The 20,205-nt window shown below is 67.4% G+C and carries 15 protein-coding genes; 5 read left to right on the top strand and 10 right to left on the bottom strand.

The features are described 5' to 3' along the window. Window positions 1-12: 12 nt before the first annotated feature. From fmt to def, 3 genes are read right to left on the bottom strand one after another with little or no spacing between them, the layout of a single operon-like run. Window positions 13-1,002 carry a methionyl-tRNA formyltransferase gene (gene fmt / locus QYL93_RS15140; RefSeq protein ID WP_305744408.1) on the bottom strand — a complete coding sequence of 330 codons (990 nt, stop codon included), beginning with the start codon at window positions 1,000-1,002 and terminating at the stop codon, window positions 13-15. 23 nt (window positions 1,003-1,025) lie between these two features. After that, window positions 1,026-1,526 (bottom strand): hypothetical protein, encoded by a 501-nt coding sequence (locus tag QYL93_RS15135; RefSeq protein WP_305744407.1) that lies wholly within the window; start codon window positions 1,524-1,526, stop codon window positions 1,026-1,028. Next, entirely contained in the window at window positions 1,526-2,032 is a 507-nt protein-coding gene (gene def, locus QYL93_RS15130; protein WP_057200660.1) for a peptide deformylase, read from the bottom strand. Before def ends, QYL93_RS15135 begins: the two co-directional genes overlap by 1 nt. A gap of 200 nt (window positions 2,033-2,232) precedes the next feature. On the opposite strand from def, the gene QYL93_RS15125 reads away from it, so the two are divergent. Both QYL93_RS15125 and dprA read left to right on the top strand, forming a co-directional pair. Then, on the top strand, window positions 2,233-3,459 hold the full coding sequence (locus QYL93_RS15125) for a LysM peptidoglycan-binding domain-containing protein (RefSeq protein WP_305744406.1): 1,227 nt from the start codon (window positions 2,233-2,235) through the stop codon (window positions 3,457-3,459). 100 nt (window positions 3,460-3,559) lie between these two features. Continuing rightward, window positions 3,560-4,729 carry a DNA-processing protein DprA gene (gene dprA, locus QYL93_RS15120; RefSeq protein WP_305744537.1) on the top strand — a complete coding sequence of 390 codons (1,170 nt, stop codon included), beginning with the start codon at window positions 3,560-3,562 and terminating at the stop codon, window positions 4,727-4,729. A 30-nt stretch (window positions 4,730-4,759) separates the two neighbouring features. Here the strand turns inward: dprA and QYL93_RS15115 are convergent, their stop codons facing one another. The 5 genes from QYL93_RS15115 to QYL93_RS15095 all read right to left on the bottom strand — a co-directional run bounded on the left by QYL93_RS15115 (window position 4,760) and on the right by QYL93_RS15095 (window position 14,323). Continuing rightward, the gene (locus tag QYL93_RS15115; RefSeq protein ID WP_305744405.1) at window positions 4,760-7,153 is read right to left on the bottom strand and encodes a DUF1631 family protein; all 2,394 of its coding nucleotides are present in this window, start codon (window positions 7,151-7,153) and stop codon (window positions 4,760-4,762) included. A gap of 17 nt (window positions 7,154-7,170) precedes the next feature. Next, on the bottom strand, window positions 7,171-8,127 hold the full coding sequence (gene secF / locus QYL93_RS15110) for a protein translocase subunit SecF (protein ID WP_305744404.1): 957 nt from the start codon (window positions 8,125-8,127) through the stop codon (window positions 7,171-7,173). Between the two features lie 12 nt (window positions 8,128-8,139). Then, window positions 8,140-10,026, bottom strand: a complete 1,887-nt coding sequence (secD, locus tag QYL93_RS15105; RefSeq protein ID WP_305744403.1) for a protein translocase subunit SecD — start codon at window positions 10,024-10,026, stop codon at window positions 8,140-8,142. Window positions 10,027-10,110: 84 nt separating this feature from the next. Next, window positions 10,111-10,446, bottom strand: coding sequence for a preprotein translocase subunit YajC (gene yajC / locus QYL93_RS15100; protein ID WP_057200655.1), 336 nt, complete (start codon window positions 10,444-10,446; stop codon window positions 10,111-10,113). A 301-nt stretch (window positions 10,447-10,747) separates the two neighbouring features. Next, complete coding sequence (locus tag QYL93_RS15095; protein ID WP_305744402.1) at window positions 10,748-14,323, bottom strand: indolepyruvate ferredoxin oxidoreductase family protein; 3,576 nt, start codon at window positions 14,321-14,323, stop codon at window positions 10,748-10,750. Between the two features lie 188 nt (window positions 14,324-14,511). On the opposite strand from QYL93_RS15095, the gene QYL93_RS15090 reads away from it, so the two are divergent. Together QYL93_RS15090 and QYL93_RS15085 are read left to right on the top strand one after the other, a co-directional pair. Next, window positions 14,512-14,997 (top strand): Lrp/AsnC family transcriptional regulator, encoded by a 486-nt coding sequence (locus tag QYL93_RS15090; protein ID WP_305744401.1) that lies wholly within the window; start codon window positions 14,512-14,514, stop codon window positions 14,995-14,997. Between the two features lie 106 nt (window positions 14,998-15,103). After that, complete coding sequence (locus tag QYL93_RS15085) at window positions 15,104-16,804, top strand: MFS transporter (protein ID WP_305744400.1); 1,701 nt, start codon at window positions 15,104-15,106, stop codon at window positions 16,802-16,804. Between the two features lie 21 nt (window positions 16,805-16,825). On the opposite strand, the gene QYL93_RS15080 is transcribed toward QYL93_RS15085, so the two are convergent. Continuing rightward, window positions 16,826-18,844, bottom strand: coding sequence for a DUF2868 domain-containing protein (locus QYL93_RS15080; protein WP_305744399.1), 2,019 nt, complete (start codon window positions 18,842-18,844; stop codon window positions 16,826-16,828). 46 nt (window positions 18,845-18,890) lie between these two features. After that, on the bottom strand, window positions 18,891-20,117 hold the full coding sequence (locus QYL93_RS15075) for a murein transglycosylase A (protein WP_305744398.1): 1,227 nt from the start codon (window positions 20,115-20,117) through the stop codon (window positions 18,891-18,893). On the opposite strand from QYL93_RS15075, the gene QYL93_RS15070 reads away from it, so the two are divergent. Next, window positions 20,050-20,202: a hypothetical protein gene (locus QYL93_RS15070; RefSeq protein ID WP_305744397.1), complete on the top strand. Its 153-nt coding sequence runs from the start codon at window positions 20,050-20,052 to the stop codon at window positions 20,200-20,202. The genes QYL93_RS15075 and QYL93_RS15070 overlap by 68 nt on opposite strands. Window positions 20,203-20,205 lie beyond the last annotated feature (3 nt).

The following is a 20,205-nucleotide window of genomic DNA, read 5'->3' as shown; positions in this document are numbered from 1 at the left end:
GCGCCAGCGCGCTCATGGCGCACCGCTGGCGTCGGAGGCACCGCCCAGCACAGCGCCGGGCCGCAACTCGTCAAAACCGCGCAGGAAATCGGCGGTCGCCAGACGCTTGCCGCCTGCGCGCTGCAGAGTGGTCAGGCGCAGACAGCCCATACCGCAGGCCACAGTGACACCGGAGGCATCGGCGGCCAGGACCTGCCCGGGCACGACACCTGCGGGTGCATCCGTCGCCTCGGGCGAGGCAGCCCACAGCTTGATCGCTTCAGCCCCCAGGCGGGTGCTGGCACCGGGGAAGGGATCGAAGGCTCGGATGCGCTGGTCTATGGCCTGGGCCGGCAGCGACCAGTCGACGCTGCTCTCGGCCTTCTCGGTCTTGTGCGCATAGGTCACCCCCTCGGCAGGCTGGACCACAGGGGTCAGGCCACCGCAGGCGGCCATCTCCAACGCTTCCACGATCATCCGCCCACCCAGGTCTGCGAGCCGGTCATGCAATGCAGCGGTGGTGTCGGTGGCGGAAATGGCCGTGCGTTCGGTCAGCAGCATGTCGCCCGTGTCCAGGCCGGCATCCATCTGCATGATGGTGACACCGGTCTCGGCATCCCCGGCCTCGATGGCGCGGTGGATGGGCGCCGCACCACGCCAACGCGGCAGCAGGCTGGCGTGGATGTTCAGGCAGCCCAGGCGCGGCAGGTCCAGCACCCACTGGGGCAGGATCAGCCCGTAGGCGGCCACCACCATGGCGTCGGCGCGGGCGGCCAGCAGGGCCTCGCGCGCGGCGGCGGCATCCTCGGGGTACTTGCCGTCCAGCCGCAGGCTCCTGGGCTGCGCCACGGCGATGCCGTGGTCCAGGGCGCACTGTTTGACGGGGGATGCCTGCAGTTTCATGCCCCGGCCGGCGCGGCGGTCAGGCTGGGTCAGGACCAGAGGGACGGTGAAGCCGGCCTTCAGCAAGCGCTCCAGGGCCACGCGGGCGAACTCGGGCGTGCCGGCAAAAATGACGTTCATGGGGCTTTCTGCAACACAGACGATCAGTCTCGTCCTTTGTCGGTATTGGGAATGTCGTCGGTGAAGCCGATGCGGCGCACTGTGCCTGCAGGGTCCAGGTGGACGTGGGCAAAGCGCGGATCGGACCCCTGCTTGAAGCGGTAGGTCCAGATGTCACCGTCCCAGCGGGCCACCCGCTCCACGCGCAGCGGCGGGCCAAAGGTGCGCTGCAGGTCGACCCGGGTCCATTGGTCCAGCGGGATGCTCTCCAGCCGGGCCTGGGTCAGGACCTGCTCGGTGCGCACCAGGCGGCCAGCGGCGTCGAAATCGAGGTTGTACACCTCGGTGCCGGCGGGCAGCTGCGAATACAGCAGGCGCTCGCCCTGCGGCAGGGCGTGGACAGCGGTGGGTTGACCCAACCGCGCCACGACCTGGGCGCGCGGGGTTCCCAGCGGCTCGCGGGAGGGCACGGCACAGGCCAACAGCCCCGCCGCCAGGGCCAGCGCAGCGGCGCCGCGCAGCACGCGAGGCGCCACCACAGCCATCAGCGGGTCTCCCGCTGCTGCTTGACCATCTTGGTCTTGATGCGGTTGCGCTTCAAGGGCGAGAGGTATTCGACAAAGACCTTGCCCAGCAGGTGGTCCATCTCGTGCTGGATGCAGACCGCCAGCAGGCCCTCGGCCTCGATGGTGCGCGACTGGCCCTCGGCATCGAGCGCCTTCACATGCACCGCATCGTGGCGCTCGACCCCGTCGTAGATGCCGGGCACCGAGAGGCAGCCCTCGTCGTTGACGTGCTTTTCGGCACTGGCCCAGACGATTTCGGGGTTGATCAGCACCAGGGGCTCGTTACGCCCTTCGGAGACGTCGATGACCACGAGGCGCTCGTGCACGTCCACCTGGGTGGCCGCCAGGCCGATGCCATTGGCGTCGTACATGGTGGCCAGCATGTCGGCCACCAGGGTCTTCAGGCGCGCATCCACGGCTTCGATCGGCCGGGCGACCTTGTGAAGCCGGGGGTCCGGATAACAGAGAATGGGGAGAATTGCCATGGAATCGGGTAATAGATGTCGCTATTTTCGCCACTTTTGCCCCATGCTGCAGATACTCAACTCAATAATCGTTGCCGAATCAAGGGCTTGAGCAGAGAATCTCAGATGGTTTGTAACGTATTTGTCCGGCTGCCTGCATGTGCTGTGCAGCGCGGACGCCAGTGAGGGGGCGTTTCACAATGCATCAGAAAAGGAACAACATGACGGCATTCACCAGCGCGCGGCTTACCGCCCTGGGCGCCCTGACCGTGGCCGCAGGCGCTTTGCTCGTCGCACCGGTCCAGGCGCAAAATCACCCCGTTTCCGGCCAGCAGCGTGCCAAGGCGCAGGAGGTGTCGCAGCGCGGCATTCCCGTGGCCGATCTGGCACCCAATGCGCCCGACGTGTACGTGGTCAAGCGCGGTGACACCCTGTGGGGCATTTCCGGCCTGTACCTCAAGAGCGCCTGGCGCTGGCCCGAACTGTGGGGCATGAACATGCAGGCCCTGCCCAACCCGCACCTGATCTTCCCCGGCCAGACGCTGTACCTGGACAAGGACGGTGGCTTTGCCCGCCTGCGCACCACGGCACCGGGCGGCATCGGATCCTCGGACACCGTTCGCGTATCCCCCAGCACCCGCAGCGACAGCCTGTCCAGCACGGCACTGCCGACGCTCAAGCCGCACCTGATCGAGCCTTTCCTGGTGGAGCCGATGGTGGTGGACGCCAGCGTGCTCCAGCGCGCCCCGCGCGTGATTGCGACCGTGGAAGAGCGCGTGCTGATGGCCAGCGGCGACCGCGCCTATGTGCGCGGCGACGCGGCCACTCCGCTGACGATGGAGCCGGGCGAACCCCGCCAGTTCCGTGTGTTCCGTGATGCCGTCGCCCTCAAGGACCCCCAGACCGGCGAGGTTCTGGGGTATGAAGCCCAGTACCTGGGCAAGGCCGAACTGGTGCGCGGCGAAAGCTTCGAGAAATCCTCCAACGGCAAGGGCGGCATCCAGACCGACTACGTCCCCGCCACCGTGGACCTGACGGGCGCCAAGGAAGAAATCCGTGCCGGTGACCGGCTGCTGCCCGCACCCGCACGCGAATTCATCAGCTATGTCCCCCGTGCACCCCAGGACGGTGTCGAGGCCCGCGTGGTGTCCATCTACGGTAGCTCCGCCTCCGGTACATCGGCTGGCTCTGCCGGTCAGAACCAGGTGGTGGCCATCAACCTGGGCACGCGCAACGGCATGGAAGTCGGCCATGTGATGCGGCTGATGACCAAGGGCGACACCATCAAGGACAAGACCGATCCCAAGCTCCCCATGGTCAAGCTGCCCAGCGAGATCAATGGCCTGGCCATGGTGTTCCGCACCTTCGACCGGGTCTCGTACGCGCTGATCCTGGAGATCCGCACCGGCGTGCGCGTGGGCGACCGGCTGGTCAGCCCGCAGGAGTGAACTGAGCGGCGTAGCCGTCCTTCCCCACCCGGGTGCAACTGCCCGGGTGCGCGGGAGGATGGCGCCGCAACCGTGAAGCCACCCAGGCCACGCCATGCCCATGGACCACGATGAGTTGCAGGCCTGGCTCAGGCTGACGCTGTCGCGCGGCGTGGGCAATGCCGCCGCGCGCCTTCTGCTGGCCCGGTTCGGTCTGCCGCAGGCCATCTTCGAGCAATCGGAAGCGGCCTTGCTGGAGTGCGTGACCCCAGTCCAGGCCAAGGCCTTGCGCGCCATTCCGCCCACCCTGGCCGACCTGGTGGAAACCACCTGGGAATGGCTGCAAGATGCACCTGAGCCCGGGGCTGCCGCCCGGACCTTGCTTACCCTGGGTGATGTCGGCTATCCCCGCATCCTCCTGAACACTGATGATCCCCCGCTGCTGCTGTACCTGATGGGCCCCGCGGCACGCCTGTCGTCCGAACGGCCGCTGGGCGAACGGCCTTGCCTGGCCGTGGTGGGCAGCCGCAATCCGACGGCCCAGGGCGCGGACCATGCCCGGCAGTTCGCCAGGGCCTTGCACGGTGCCGGCCTCACCATCGTCTCCGGCCTGGCGCTGGGGGTGGACGCGGCGGCCCATGAAGGCGCACTGGAGAGCGCAGGCCAGGATGAAGACCACCCCGCGACCATCGCCGTGGTGGGAACGGGCCTGGATCGGGTCTACCCGGCAGCCAACCGGGCGCTGGCACACCGCATCGCCCGGCAGGGACTGCTGGTGAGCGAGTACCCACTGGGCACACCACCGCTGGCACCCAACTTCCCCAAGCGCAACCGCATCATTTCGGGGCTTTCCCAGGGTACGCTGGTGGTCGAGGCGGCGCTCGCCTCGGGCTCGCTGATCACGGCCCGGCTGGCGGCGGAGCAGGGCCGCGAGGTGTTCGCCATACCGGGCTCCATCCACTCGCCCCAGTCGCGCGGGTGCCACGCACTCATCCGCCAGGGCGCCAAGCTGGTGGAGTCCGCCCAGGACGTGCTGGAGGAATTGAGCCTGCCCGCTGCTGCCACCGCCCCGGCGACCGCTTCGGGCCCGCAAGGCCTTGGCCGCGAGCACCCGCGGCAGGACAGCCCCCTGCTGCAGGCCCTGGGCTATGACCCCATGGGCCTGGATACCCTGCTGGCCCGCACCGGCATGGATGCGGCGGGTCTGCAGGTGCAACTGCTGGAATTGGAACTGTCGGGCGATGTGGCTCGCTTGCCGGGCGGCCTGTTTCAGCGCATGGGCACCGCCTGACCCCAGCGCCGAAGCGGCGGGGCAGACAGATCAGCCCAGCAGGCGTTCCGGATTGGCGTCGAGCTTGGCCAGCGCGTCGCGCGTGGCGCGGGTGGTGATGCCTTCCTCGTCCTGCGCCACGAGCAGGCCCGCCTGCAGGTAGGCGGCCAGGCGCCGCAGCTGGATCAGGTAGCTGCTGCCATCGACCGCAGCGAACAGGTGCAGTTGCTTGCGCTGGCTCTGCCAGGCGTACTGCACCTGGGCCGAAGAGCCGTTGTGGTCGAGCGTGTACCAGGTGCCGGGCTTGAGTTCCTGGGCCCAGACGACCATGCCCTCGTCCACGGGGGCCCCGTTGTCGGCCACCACGTGGATGGACGAGGCATCGATGCCCAGCATCATCTCGATGTTGTCGGCATTGAGCGGCATGTCGCCCAGCGTGGCGTCGTTGATGAAATCCTCGAGGTTGGCCAGGCGCTTGGCCATGGCGTCGATGTGCGCCTGCGGGATCGACGCGGTCTTGGACAGGAAGGCATCGGCCAGCGTGTCGGTCAGCGTCTTGATCAGCGCGTCCTGCGGCGCATCGTGGATGCCCATCAGCGCCAGGCCCTGACGCAGGCGCTGCAGCAAGCCGGGCAGGTTCTGGATCACCTGCGCCCGGTCGCTGCGGTTGGGCTTGGCACTGGCGGCCCACACCAGGTCGGCAGCCGTGCGTTTGAGGGTGATGGTGTCGGCATGCTGGGCGCCATCGCGCACGGCCGACAGGGCCAGCACCTCGGCCCAGGTCTTGAACAGGAATTCGCGGATCTCGTCGCGCACCGGCATGTCCTTGAGCATGGTGCGCAGCTCGATGGTGTACTGGATGGCCAGTGTTTCCTTCTGCTCCACCTGCTGGGCCACGGAGACCAGGCGCGAAGTGGCCTGCTTTTCGGTGAGGAACTTGGAGAGGAATTTCTCAAACTCGTCGTAGACCAGTTGGAACACGCGGCGGCCGGTTTCCGGGTACTGCTCGATCACCTGCACCACCCGGCGGATCTCGGCCTCCAGGGCGCTGCCGTTGATGCTGGTGGAGTCAAAGCCCATCACGCAGGCGCCCATGCGGTCGATCAGCTGGCGCGCGGGATGGTCCAGGTTGCTGAAGAACTCGGGCTCGGCCAGCGCCACGCGCAGCACCGGTACCTGCAGGCGCGCGAACCATACGCGCACGGCGGGCGGGATGCGGTCTTCTGCCAGGATGCTCTGGAACATCAGGGCCACCACCTCGATGATGGCTTTTTCACCGGCGGTGGAGGCCTTGTTCTTGAACTCGGTGGAGCGCTCGCGCACCGCTCCGGCCAGTTGCACCACGGCCGCCGGGCTGTAGTCTTCCATCAACGTGGCGATGCCGCTGTAGTAAGTGTCGGCCTGCACGCGCTGCGCCGACAGGGCGTGCGCCAGGGCGGCCGAAGCCGGCGGCGCCTTGACCATGTCGAAGCCCGTGGCCGGCTGCGTGAGCAGCCGGCGCAACTGGCCCATGACGCCCTGAGCGCGCTGGCGCGCCCGGATCAGCGGCGTCATGCCGGTTGCAAAGCCCATGCCCATGCCACCAGGGGGCATGGGGTAACCCTGGCCTTGGTGCATGCGCGCCTGCATGTGCTGGGGGTGCATCTGTTGCGGGTACATGCCTGCTGCCGCCTGGCGGCCTGCAGCCATCGCCTCGCGCGACTGGGCCAGCGCCTGCGACGCCAGGCCACCGGTACCGGAATCGCCGCCCATGCCACCACCTCCGCCCGTAGCGCCACCGACCGTGCGCTTGACACGCGAGCGCAGGTCGGACGGCACGGCCACGCCCTGCTCCACGTAGAAGGCATTCACGGCCTGGTACTGCTTTTGCAGCACATTCGCCAGCTCGCGCTGCAGGGGGTCGACCACGATGAGCAGGTCGGTGCGCGGCAGCCCCGCCTCCACCCACTGCTGCACCAGCAGAAGACAGATGGTTTCGGGGCGCAGGATGTCATTGCTGTCGATCTCCTGGCCTTCCAGCGACTGGGTGCGCTGGCGCAACGCATCGAACTGAGCTCCCGCCTGTTCGGCCACGGTCAGCGCCATGCGCGAAGCGACAATCTTGTTTTCCACCACGTCGTCGCTGAGCAGCTCGAACGACAGGTTGTTGTTGCTGCCAGCCGAAGACGTCAGGCCAGACCGCGCGCTGGCATGGGGCGCGAGCGCCTCCTGCCAGGCGTGGGTGGTGGCAGACACCCACTTGGCGTGAAGTTGCTGGTACAGCATCCAGGTGTCGCGCCGGGACTGCATCTCGCGCGCCGTGCCGGTCTGCGCGATCAGGGCGCCCAGGAAATCAGCGACGGTCTTGTCCAGCTCCGCCATCCCTGCACCCATCCCCTCGACGAACCGCTGGCGTGCCAGGCGTGCCAGGCGGCGCTGCGGCGAGGGAGCAGGGGAGTTTTGCATGCGCCGATATTAGCGGTTCAGACGGTGGCCCCGGCGTTGGGATCGTTGGGATCGCCGTCCTTTTTGGTGGTGGTGGTCTTGATCAGGTCTTCGCGCTTGACGCCCAGCCACATGGCGATTGCCGCAGCCACGAACACCGACGAGTAGATACCGAACAGGATACCAATGGTCAGCGCGAGTGCAAAGTAATGAAGGCTCGGGCCACCGAAGAAGAACATCGACAGCACCATCGCCTCGGTGGAGGCGTGGGTGATGATGGTCCGGCTCATGGTGCTGGTGATGGCGTGGTCGATCACCTCGTGCGTCGTCATCTTGCGGTATTTGCGGAAGGCCTCGCGGATCCGGTCGAAGATCACGACCGACTCGTTGACCGAATACCCCAGCACGGCCAGCAAGGCGGCCAGCACCGACAGCGAGAACTCCCATTGGAAGAACGCGAAGAACCCGAGGATGATCACCACGTCGTGCAGGTTGGCGATGATGGCCGCCACCCCGAACTTCCACTCGAAGCGGAAGGCCAGGTAGATCATGATGCCCACCACCACCATGCCCAGGGCCATCAGGCCTCCATGCACGAGTTCCTCGCCGACCTGCGGGCCGACGAATTCGGTGCGGCGCAGCGTCACCTCGGCATCGGCTGCCTTGAGGGCCTTCAGAACGCCCTCGCTCTGCTGAGCCGAGGTCACGCCCTTTTGTACGGGCAGGCGGATCATCACGTCCCGTGCGGAGCCGAAGGTCTGCACCTGCACGTCCGGGTAGCCCAGCGCCGAGACCGTCTCACGCACCTTGGACAGCTCGGCCGGCTGGCTGTAGGCCACTTCCATGACCGTGCCGCCCGTGAACTCCACCGACAGGTGCAGCCCGCGCGTGAGCAGGAAGAACACGGCCAGCGCAAAGGTGATGAAGGAGATCGCGTTGAAGATCAACGCGTGCTTCATGAAGGGGATGTCTTTTTTGATGCGGAAGAATTCCATGGCCTTTGCCCCTTAATTCGTTTTGGCCACAGCGGTATCGGCGTCCGGCTTCCAGATCTGGCCGATCGATACGCTCTTGAGCTTCTTCTGGCGCCCGTACCACAGGTTCACCAGGCCGCGCGAGAAGAACACGGCAGAGAACATGCTGGTCAGGATGCCGATGCAGTGCACCACGGCAAAGCCGCGCACCGGGCCGGAGCCGAAGGCGAGCAGCGCCAGGCCGGCGATCAGCGTGGTCACGTTGGAGTCCAGGATGGTCGCCCAGGCGCGCTCATAACCCGTATTGATCGCTGCCTGCGGCGACATGCCGGCGCGCAGTTCCTCGCGGATGCGCTCGTTGATCAGCACGTTGGAGTCGATGGCTACACCAATGGCCAGTGCCATGGCCGCAATGCCGGGCAGTGTGAGCGTGGCCTGCAGCATGGACAGCACGGCCATCAGCAGCAGCACGTTGACCCCCAGCGCAATGCTGGAGAACACGCCGAACAGCATGTAGTAGAAGCACATGAAGGCCGCGATGGCCGCCAGGCCCCAGACCACGCTGTGGATGCCGCGCTCGATGTTGTCGGCGCCCAGGCTCGGGCCGATGGTGTATTCCTCAATGATCTCCATGGGCGCGGCCAGCGAGCCGGCGCGCAGCAGCAGAGCCGTGTCGTTGGCTTCGGCCGTGGTCATGCGGCCCGAGATCTGCACCCGGCCGCCGCCGATTTCGCTGCGGATCACGGGGGCCGTGACCACTTCGCCCTTGCCCTTTTCGAAGAGCACGATGGCCATGCGCTTGCCGATGTTTTCGCGCGTGATGTCGCGGAAGATGCGCGAGCCCTTGGCGTCGAGCGTGAGGTTCACGGTGGGCTCCTGGGTCTGGCCGTCGAAGCCGGGCTGGGCATCGGTCAGGTTTTCGCCGGTCAGGATGACCTGCTTCTTGACCACCACGGGCTGGCCGTTGCGCTCGGGGTAGCGCTCGGAACCGAACGGCACCGGGCCCCGGCCCGATTCGGCGGCGCGGGCTTCGGTGCCCTCGTCGACCATGCGCACTTCGAGCGTGGCGGTGCGGCCCAGAATGTCCTTGGCCTTGGCCGTGTCCTGCACACCGGGCAACTGCACCACAATGCGGTCCAGCCCCTGCTGCTGGATCACGGGCTCGGCCACGCCCAGTTCGTTGATTCGGTTGTGCAGCGTGACCATGTTCTGCTTGAGCGCCTGCTCCTGCACGCGGCGCGTGGCCTCGGGCTTGATGGTGGCGCGCAGCTTGAATTCGCCGCCGTCCGGCACGCTGGTGCTCACCAGGTCGGGAAACTGGTCGCTGATGAGATTGCGGGCGGCCGTGAGCGTGGCTTCGTCGCGCAGGCGCACTTCGACGGTCTGGCCATCGCGGCTGATGCCGCCGTGGCGGATGCTCTTATCGCGCAGCAGGGTGCGCAGGTCGCCGGCATACGACTCGGCCTTCTTGGTCAGCGCCGCCTGCATGTCCACCTGGAGCATGAAGTGCACGCCACCGCGCAGGTCCAGGCCCAGGTACATGGGCATGGCGTGGATCGAGGTCAGCCACTTGGGGGACAGCGAGAACATGTTCAGCGCCACCACGTAGGAGACGTCGGACTCATTGGGAACCAGGACCTTCTGGATCGCGTCCTTGGCCTTGCCCTGCGTCTCCACCGAATCGAGCTGCGCCCGCACGGAATTGCCTTCCAGGCTCACCGACACCGGAGTGATGTTGGCCGCCTTGAGCGCCTCTTCCACGCGCTGCAGTACGGAGGTGTCCACCTTCACGGCAGAGGGTTTGGCGGACGACACCTGCACCGCAGGCGCCTCGCCGAAGAAATTGGGCAGGGTGTACAGGGTCCCCACCAGCAGCACGATCACCAGGATCGCGTACTTCCACACCGGATATCGGTTCATGATCGCGCTCTTGCCTCTTGGAAAGCTTCAGGGGGCGCCGCCCTTGCAGGCCGGGACGCCCCGGATACAGGGGGCTTGAAGGCCTTACTTGACCGAGCCCTTGGGCAGAACCTGCACCACGGCGCTGCGCTGCAGCTGCACTTCGACGCCGCTGGCGATCTCGATGTGCAGGAAACCTTCGGACAGGCGCGTGACCTTGCCCACGATGCCACCGGCCGTCGCCACTTCATCGCCCTTGGCAATGGCGTCGATCATGGCGCGGTGCTCCTTCTGTTTCTTCATCTGGGGGCGGATCATGACGAAGTACAGCACCACGAACATGAGCACCAGGGGCAGCATGCCGGTGAGCGAGGACATCATGTCACCACCGCCCGCAGCGGCGGCGGGAGCAGTCTGGGCAAAAGCAGAAGAAATAAACACGGACGAAACTCCACAACGGATGGTCAAAACACACTGAAAACCGCCTGCAGCGAGCGCCAAGGCGCGCGCTGGGCGCAACAGGACATTGTATGCGGGCCCTTGCCACGCCCCCAAGGGGTATGACCCAAGCCGGCAGCGGGTGTTTGTTGCCTGCCACCGCCCTGCCGGGCACCGCTACCGCAATCTCCAGCGCAATGGCGTTTTTAGCAAGCCAGCACTGGAGTTGAAGCTACATTTCTGATAGCAAAAAGCCCGCGCAAGCGCGGGCTCTGCGAGAAAGGTGCGGCCACGCCGCCCAACTTCAAGCGGCCTGGCGCTCGGACCGCACGGCACCGCCCTGGCGCCATTGGGCCATCAGACCGTCCCACTTGGGGCGTGCCGTGGCCAGGTGGCGCTCCTTCACATGGCCATAGCCGCGAATGTCTTCGGGAATGCGCGCGATGTCGACGGCCAGCCCCAGGTTGTCGGCCGTCAGGCCCTGCAGCAGCTCGTCGATCGAGGCGCGGTATTCCACGATCAGCGCACGCTCCATGCGGCGCTCTTCGGTACGGCCGAACACATCGAACGCGGTGCCGCGCAGGCCCTTGAGCTTGGCCAGCACGCCGAAGGCGCTGCGCATCCACGGGCCGAACGGCTGCTTGACCAGCTCGCCGCGGTCGTTCTTCTTGGCGGTCATTGGGGGCGCCAGGTGGTGCACCAGCTTGTAGTCGCCTTCGAACATGTTCGCGATCTTGTCCGTGAAGGCCTTGTCGGTGTGCAGACGCGCCACCTCGTACTCGTCCTTGTAGGCCATGAGCTTGAACAGGTAGCGGGCCACCGCCTCCGACAGGCGGGTGCCGGCGCCCAGCTTGCCCTCGGCGGCCCGCACCTTTTCCACGAAGGCCGTGTACTCGCAGGCGTAGGCGGCATTCTGGTAACCCGTGAGGAAGTCCACACGCTTGGACAGCATCTCGGTGAGCGACGGCTTCTTGACGAACTCAATCACCTGCGCGGCCTGGAACAGCGACTGCACGGCCTTGAGGTCATGGGCGCAGCGGCGGCCCCATTCGAAGGCGGCCTTGTTGTTGTCCACCTGCACGCCGTTCAGCTCCATGGCACGCATCAGCGAGGCGAACGTCAGCGGCACGCGGCCCTTCTGCCAGGCATAGCCCAGCATCAGCGGGTTGGTGTAGATGCTGTCGCCCAGCAACTGGGTGGCCACCTGCTCGGCATCGAAGCTGCCCACGCCGCCTGCGCCCACGGCGGCCGCGATGGCGCTGTCGCAATTGGCACCGGGGAACTGCCAGTTGGGATTGGTCACGAAGGCCGCCGTAGGCGTGCCGTGGGTGTTGAGGGCCACGAAGGTGCGGCCCGGCTGCATCACGGCCAGGGTGTACTTGTGCGCAGCGACGATGGAATCGCAGCCGATCACCAGGTCGGCCTTGGCGGTGTCGACCTTGGTGGTGTAGATGGCTTCGGGGCGGTTGGCGATCTGGATGTGGCTCCAGGTGGCGCCGCCCTTCTGGGCCAGGCCACCGGCGTCCTGGGTGATGACGCCCTTGCCATCCAGGTGCGCTGCCATGCCCAGCAGCGAGCCGATGGTGATCACGCCCGTGCCGCCCACGCCGCCGACCACGATGCCCCAGGCCGTCTCGGCCACCGGCAGTACCGGATCCGGGATGGCTGGCAGGCTGGCCAGATTGCCCTTCTTTTCCTTCTTGGGCTTTTTGAGCTGGCCGCCCTCCACGGTGACGAAGCTTGGGCAGAAGCCGTTCACGCAGGAGTAGTCCTTGTTGCAGGTGCTCTGGTTGATGCGGCGCTTGCGGCCGAATTCCGTCTCCACCGGCTCCACGCTCAGGCAGTTGGACTTGGTCGAGCAGTCGCCGCAGCCCTCGCACACCAGGTCGTTGATGACCACGGTCTTGTCGGGCGTGGCCAGGGTGCCGCGCTTCCTGCGGCGGCGCTTTTCGGTGGCGCAGGTCTGGTCGTAGATGATGACCGTGCAGCCCTTGATCTCGCGGAACTGGCGCTGCAGCGTATCGAGCTCGTCGCGGTGGTGCACCGTCACGCCTTCGGCCAGCGCCACACCGTCGTACTTCTGCGGCTCATCGGTCACGATGATGAGCTTGACCACGCCCTCGGACTTCAGGCTGTTCATGATCTGCAGCACCGAGTGGCCTTCGGGCCGCTCGCCCACCTGCTGACCGCCGGTCATGGCCACGGCGTCGTTGTAGAGCACCTTGTAGGTGATGGTGGTGCCCGCGGCGATGCTCTGGCGGATGGCCAGCAGCCCGCTGTGGAAGTATGTGCCGTCGCCCAGGTTGGCAAACACATGCTGGTCGGTGGTGAACGGTGCCTGGCCCACCCAGGTCACGCCCTCGCCACCCATCTGCGTGAAGGTGGAGGTGTTGCGGTCGGGCATCCAGTTGGCCATGTAGTGGCAGCCGATGCCGGCCACGGCGCGCGAGCCCTCGGGCACGCGGGTACTGGTGTTGTGCGGGCAGCCGCTGCAGAACCAGGGGGCGCGCTCGCCCGTGTCCACCTTGAGCTCGGCCATCGCGCGCTCGCTGGCCTCGATGACGGCGATGCGCGAATCCATGCGCGCGATGATGTCGCTCGACACGCCCAGCTTCTTGAGGCGCTTGGCAATCGCCTTGGCGATGATGGCGGGCGTCAGGTCGGCCTTGGCGCGCAACAGCCAGTTCTGGCTGGGGTTGGGCATGGACCATTCGCCGCCCGTGGCATCGCCCTCGGGCTCGTCGAACTTGCCCAGCACGTGGGGGCGTACGTCCGAGCGCCAGTTGTACAGCTCTTCCTTGAGCTGGTATTCGATGACCTGGCGCTTTTCCTCGACCACCAGGATCTCCTGCAGGCCCTGGGCAAAGTCGCGCGTGATGGTGGCTTCGAGCGGCCAGACCACGTTGACCTTGTGCACGCGGATGCCGAGCTGGCGGCAGGTGTCGTCGTCCAGCCCCAGGTCCACCAGGGCCTGGCGCGTGTCGTTGTAGGCCTTGCCGCTGGCGATGATGCCGAAGCGGTCGTTGGGCCCCTGGATCACGTTGTAGTTGAGCTTGTTGGCGCGCACATAGGCAAGGGCTGCGTACCACTTGTAGTCCATGAGGCGCGCCTCCTGCTCCAGCGGCGCGTCGGGCCAGCGGATGTGCAGGCCGCCGGGCGGCATCACGAAGTCCTCGGGCATCACGATCTTCACGCGGTCCGGGTCCACCGAGATGCTGCTCGACGACTCGACCACTTCCTGGATGGTCTTCATGCCCGACCACACGCCCGAAAAACGGCTCATGGCAAAGGCGTGCAGGCCCATGTCCAGGATTTCCTGCACGCTGCTCGGAAAGAACACCGGCGTGCCACAGGCCTTGAAGATGTGATCGCTCTGGTGCGCGGCCGTGCTGCTCTTGCTGATGTGGTCGTCGCCGGCAATGGCGATCACGCCGCCATGCTTGGCCGTGCCGGCCATGTTGGCGTGCTTGAACACGTCCGAGCAGCGGTCCACGCCCGGGCCCTTGCCGTACCAGATGCCGAAGACGCCGTCGAACTTCTTGCTCTGCGGGTACAGGTCCAGCTGCTGCGTGCCCCATACGGCCGTCGCACCGAGCTCCTCGTTCACCCCGGGCTGGAAGACGATGTTGTTCGCCGCCAGGTGCTTCTTGGCCGCCCACAGGGATTGGTCGTAGGTACCCAGGGGGGAGCCGCGATAGCCGCTGATGAAGCCGGCCGTGTTGAGCCCCTCCATCGCATCGCGCTGGCGCTGCAGCATGGGCAAGCGAACGAGGGCCTGCACCCCGCTCATGAAGGCCCGGCCACTGTCTAAGGCGTATTTGTCATCCAGAGTGACAGTTTCTAGGGCCTTGCGGATGTGCTCGGGCAGTGGGGCGTTCATGGCTATGTCTCCAATGGCTTTTTTGTGGGGTACGCCCTTTGTGAGGGCGGTGTTCACGGCCGCGCCGCACGTTTAGTGCAGCGCCTCCAATGTGAGATAAGTGTATGCCTGCTCCGCTGATAAGTCTTTGCGTTGTGTGCCGTATTTGGGCTATTCTGAGAAAGGATCTTTCTCAAACTGGCCATTTTGTGAACACTCTCGACAAATTCGACATTGCCATCCTCAACGAGCTGCAGACCGATGCCCGGCTGACCAATGCCGAGCTGGCCCAGCGCGTGGGCCTGTCGGCCGCGCCATGCTGGCGCCGCGTGCGCGCGCTGGAGGAGGAAGGCTTCATCAAGGGCTACCGCGCCGAGATCGACCGTAACAAGATCGGCCTGGGGGTGCTGGCCTTCGTGCGCCTGGACGCCGACCGCAGCACGGGCAACCTCACGCGCGAGATGGAAGACGCCATCGCCCAGATCCCCGAGGTCGTGGCCTGCCACTACATCAGCGGCACCGGCACCTTCGAGTTGCAGGTGGTGGCGCGCGACCTGGAGAGTTTTTCGCAGTTCGCGCGCAACGTGCTGCTCAACCTGCCGAATGTGAAAGACATGCACACCAGCTTCTCGCTGGGCGAAGTCAAGGCCAGCGGGGCCTTGCCGCTCACCCACCTGGCTCGCCCTCGCAGCTAGTCGTGCTATACATTCAATAGCAAATTCTGCCCATGCCCGAGCGCGGGCCTAGGTTGTCGGACGACCCGCCGGCACTTGGCAGCCGTCCCGCGCACAATAGGGGTGCATGCCACCATTGCCGTCCCACGAAAGCACGCGCAGCGTCGCACCCGAGTCCTCCCCCACCAGCGAGAGGGCCAGCGCCGCGCAGGGAACGGAGGAAAGCGCAGCCACCCCGCCCGGGCCGACGGCCGAGCAACGGGCCTCGCTGTCCACCCTGGCGCCACTTTCGGTGCCAGTGTTCCGCATGCTCTGGCTGACCTGGGTGGCGGCCAACACCTGCATGTGGATGAACGACGTGGCGGCCGCCTGGCTCATGACCTCGCTCACCACCTCACCGATCCTGGTGGCGCTGGTGCAGTCGGCCTCCACCCTGCCGGTGTTCCTGCTGGGCCTGCCCAGTGGCGCGCTGGCCGATATTCTGGACCGGCGGCGCTACTTCATGGCCACGCAGTTCTGGGTGGCTGCCGTGGCGCTGGTGCTTTGCGCGACCGTGCTGGCCGGTGGCATGACGGCGCCGCTGCTGCTGGCGCTGACCTTTGCCAACGGCATCGGGCTGGCGATGCGCTGGCCGGTGTTCTCTGCCATCGTGCCCGAACTGGTCAGCCGCGCCCACCTGCCTGCGGCCCTGGCCCTCAATGGCATCGCCATGAATGCCTCGCGCATCATCGGGCCGCTGGTGGCTGGCGCCATCATCGCCAGCGCCGGTAGCGCCTGGGTCTTCGTGCTCAACGCCGTGCTGTCGGTGGGCTCGGGCCTGGTGATCATGCGCTGGAAGCGGGACCACGTGCCCAGCCCCCTGGGCCGCGAGCGGCTGCCCAGCGCCATGCGCGTGGGCCTGCAGTTCGTGCGCCAGTCGCCGCGCATGCGCGCCGTGCTCTGGCGCATCTCCATCTTCTTCCTGCACGCCACCGCCCTGCTGGCCATGCTGCCCCTGCTGGCCAAGGGGCTGGAGGGCGGCGGCGCGGGCACCTTCACGCTGCTGCTGGCGTCCATGGGCGCGGGGGCCATCGTGGCCGCCATGTTCCTGCCGCGCCTGCGCCAGGCCATGCCGCGTGACGTGCTGGTGCTGCGCGGCACCCTGCTGCAGGCAGCCGCCACCGGCGTGATGGCCGTGGCCCCCAATGTCTACGTGGCCGTGCCTGCGATGCTCGTGGGTGGCATGGCCTGGATCACCACGGCCAACTCGCTCAGTGTGTCGGCCCAGCTGGCACTGCCCAACTGGGTGCGGGCGCGCGGTATGTCCATCTACCAGATGGCCATCATGGGCTCCACCGCCCTGGGGGCCGCGGTGTGGGGCCAGGTGGCCACGCTCACCAGCGTGCACACCAGCCTCGCACTGGCCGCCGTCACGGGCACCATTGCCATGGTGGTCGTGCAGCGCCTGGTGGCCGACCGCAGCATCGAGGAAGACCTGAGCCCCTCGCAGGCCTTCAAGGCCCCCGTGGCGCCCACCCCGCCCGAACGCGGGCATGTGGTGGTGACCATCGAATACTTCATCGACCCGGCGCGCGCCACCGACTTCCGCGCGCTGATGCAGGAAAGCCGCCGCAGCCGCCTGCGCCAGGGCGCGCTCTCGTGGCAGCTGCAGCACGACATCGCCGACCCGGCCCGCTACATGGAGCAGATCGAGGACGAATCGTGGACCGAGCACCTGCGCCGCTTCGACCGCGTCACCACCTCCGACGTGGCGCTGCGCGAACGCAAGCTGGCCTTCCACCTGGGCGACGCCCCACCTGTGGTCTCGCGCTTCGTGGTGGAGCGCTGATCTCTCGGTCTGCTTGCGGCGCTATGCCCCGCCCTGCGCAGCCGGCCTGAAACTGCGCCGCAGAACCCCTAGCAGCATGGAGCGCAGTAGCGGCAGCAAGGGGTCGGCCGGGGCAGAGCCGGCCTTGAGCGCCCCATCCAGGGATGCGCCGTGCACTGCCACGGTTGCCGTCACCTCGGCACGCCAGCGTTCCGCGAGCTGCCTAAAATCCTGCATCGGCACGCGGGCCTGGTGCGCGATGACCAGGTAGCGGGTGCAGGCCGCTTCGGCCAAATGCAGCAACACCTCCTCGGCCGCGCCTTTCTTCTGGAAACTGCGCAACACCCAGGCGGTGGTGCCGCCGAGCAGCGCCCCCAGGGCCGTGCCGACCCCCAGCGTCATGCCGCCAGAGCCTATGTCGATCAGCGCTCCAACCTTGGCACCCGCCGCAGCGCCTGCGGCGGCGCCGGCGGATGTGCCAAGGACCATCGCCGTTCCATCCGCTTTGCGCGCCGGCACCCCGTGGGGGCCAGAAGGCGCCGGCCCTTGTGGCACGGCACCATGCCCATGGAGCGACCACAGCACGGCATCGAGCGCCTGCACCTGCTGCGCATAGCGCGCGGCGTGGTCATTCGCGCCCCCACCCCCGCTGAGGCTGGCAGCATCGCGCAGGTGCTGCGCCAGGGCCTGCAGCGATGTTTCAAAGCGCTCTTCATTGCGCGCCACCCAGGCCTGGCAAAGCCTCCCCAGCGCCGGCTGGTGCCGGGGCAGCAAGGCGCCCAGGCGGTCGAACAGCGCCGGCTCCAGCACCCAGCTCTCGGCGAACTCCTGCCAGCGCAGTTCCAGCACGGGCGCTGCCTGCCAGGCAGGGGGAACAGGTGCGCCGCCCGGCGCGCTGCCCCAGGCCAGTACCGCATCGACCGGCTGGCTGTCGGCGGTGCCGGCGGCGTCAACGAAGCGAAGGCGATCACCCTGCGCACTGTGCACCACCCCCTGCTGCGCGTGCCAGGCCACAATGCCGTGCAGGGCGGTGGCTTGCGTGGCGTCCGAGGACTGCAGCCCGACAAGGATGTCGCTCGGCATCCCCTGGCGCACAGTGTCGAAGGCAGTGTCCTGCGGGTCGATGCGCAATGACCGGGTCAGCCGGGCCTGTTGCCAGCGCGCCCAGGCCACCAGGGCCAGCCGAGGCAGCACCACGACGAGGGCCAGCAAGCCCACGTACATCCACACCCAGCGGCTGCCTGCGACGCCTTCGCCCGCAAAGTCCTGGGTGGCGGCGATGTCTTGCAGCGAGAACGGCGCCAGGCCGACCAAAGCGGTGAGCGGCCAGAAAAGCACCGTGACGATGGCGTGCACATGCCCGGCATCGAGGAAGGTGCTTTCCCAGCCGAACTGGTAGCGAACGACCAGACCCCGCAGCAGCAGCGAGGACGCGATGCCCGCTGCCCAGGCCGCCGCACACAGGTGCAACACGCCTGAAGTGCGCTGCGCGAAAAGTCCTGCGGTGTGGGCGAACCATCGCTGGTGGAATTGCGCCGCGATGCGGGCCGTCAGGCTCCGCCGCCCCGTGCGTGCGCTGGGCGCGCATACCCAGTGGCACAACGCCGGCATCGCCCGCATCACCCGCTCGCCATCGACCGGTGGACGCGCGGCACGGTAGGCAAGCAAGCAATACAGGGCCAGGTTCCAGGCAAGCACCAGCAGCAGCGGGGGCGAGAGCAGGTCCACACGGTGCGCGTTGGCAATGCGGTCGATGGCCAGCCCCAGCAGCAGGGCGGCCAGGGGCAGGGCGCGGGCCAACCACTGCAGGCGCACGCTGGGCCGCTCCAGCGCCGCAATGGCGGTGTCCCTGCCACTGGCACGCGAGACGATGGCGGCAGTCCGGTCGAGCACAATGTCGCCCACGTCCACGCGCTGCACGCCACGCTCGCGGGCCGCAGCGATGGCGCTGCGTGTGGCATCGTCGATCTCGGCCTGACCGATGAGCGTGCGCTCGGTGTCGACATGCTCGATCGCCTGGGCCAGCACCACCGTGCGCAGTTGCTGCCCGGTCACGCGCATGCCGCTGTATCCCCCTTGGTTGGAGCGGGGCAAGGCATGGAGATGCCTATTTTGGCCAGAGCACCCACAGCCGCAGCCCCTGCTTGAGCCGGCCGGCGATGTCGCCGGCCTCCTGCCCCCAGCCCGTGAAGTAGTCGGCCCGCACGGCGCCCAGGATGGCGCTGCCGGTGTCCTGCGCCAGCACCAGCCGGTTCAGTTGCACCTGCGGCCCCGTGGAGGCCAGCCACACGGGCGTACCGTAGGGAATGCTCTGGCGGTCCACCGCGATCGAGCGGCCCGGCGTGAGCGCCACCCCCTGCGCGCCCTTGGGGCCGAAGCCGGCTTCCATGCCGTCGAGCGTTTCTTCGCGGAAGAACACGTAGCGCGGGTTGGCCCAGAGCAACTCGTTGGTGCGCTGAGGGTTCTGCGCCAGCCAGGCGCGGATGCCAGGCCAGGTGGCGTCGCGCGTGGCTCCCTGGTCCAGCAGCCAGCGGCCCACGCTCTGGTAGGGCTGGTCGTTGGTGCCGGCGTAGGCCACGCGCACCAGGGTCACCGAGCCATCGGGCTCGGCCACGCGCAGGCGGCCCGAGCCCTGGATGTGCAGCACCATCGATTCGACCGGGTCGCGCAGCCAGGCGATGGCACGGCCCTGCAGCGCGGCCTGCGCCTCGGGCAGGGTGTCGATCTGCTGGCGCGTGTACCAGGGCTTGCGCGCACCATGCCCCGCCGGCAGGCGGTACACCGGCACGGTAAAACCATTGCCGGGCTGGCGCGCGGCGTCGATCATGGGTTCGTAGTAGGCGGTGAGCAGGCCCTCGGGGTTGCCCTCGGCCGACTCCACGCGATAGGGCTGCAGGCGTGCCACCATCCAGGCACGCTGCTCCTCGGGCGTGGCGATGCTCAGCTGGCGCACCTCGCCGCACAGCAGCGTGAACTGCGGCGCGGGGCGCTCGCAGCTCTTGATCCAGGCGTTCCAGGCCTCGTGCAGCGCATCGTTGGCAAAGCCCGGCAGCTCGGCCCAGCGCACCGGGATCCAGCGGCTCTTGGGCTGCGCCATGGCCTGCGGCAGGGGGCCGTTGTCCCCTGGGACGACCACGGCACCAGGCACCGGCGCGGGGAAGATGGCCCCAGGCGCAGAGGGGCTTGTGGGCACCGGCCGGGAGGCGCAGGCGGCCAGCGTTCCTACAATCAGCGCCGTCATCACAAGGCGCAGGAGTGTCAATTTCATGGGTCTGATTTTGCTTGAAGCGCTGCTGGCGCTTGTGTTGCTGGTGGCCATTGTCTGGTGGACCATGTTTTCGGGGCGCCGCAGCGGCGAACTCAAGGCCCCGGAACCGGAGGAAGGCAAGGACGCCAGCGCGCCGACACCCAAGGACTGAACG

Origin of the sequence: Acidovorax sp. A1169, assembly GCF_030704685.1 — a bacterium.
Classification (GTDB): Bacteria; Pseudomonadota; Gammaproteobacteria; order Burkholderiales; family Burkholderiaceae_C; genus Acidovorax.
Note: the sequence above shows the minus strand (reverse complement) of the source record. Positions and strands in the feature narration are given on the sequence as shown.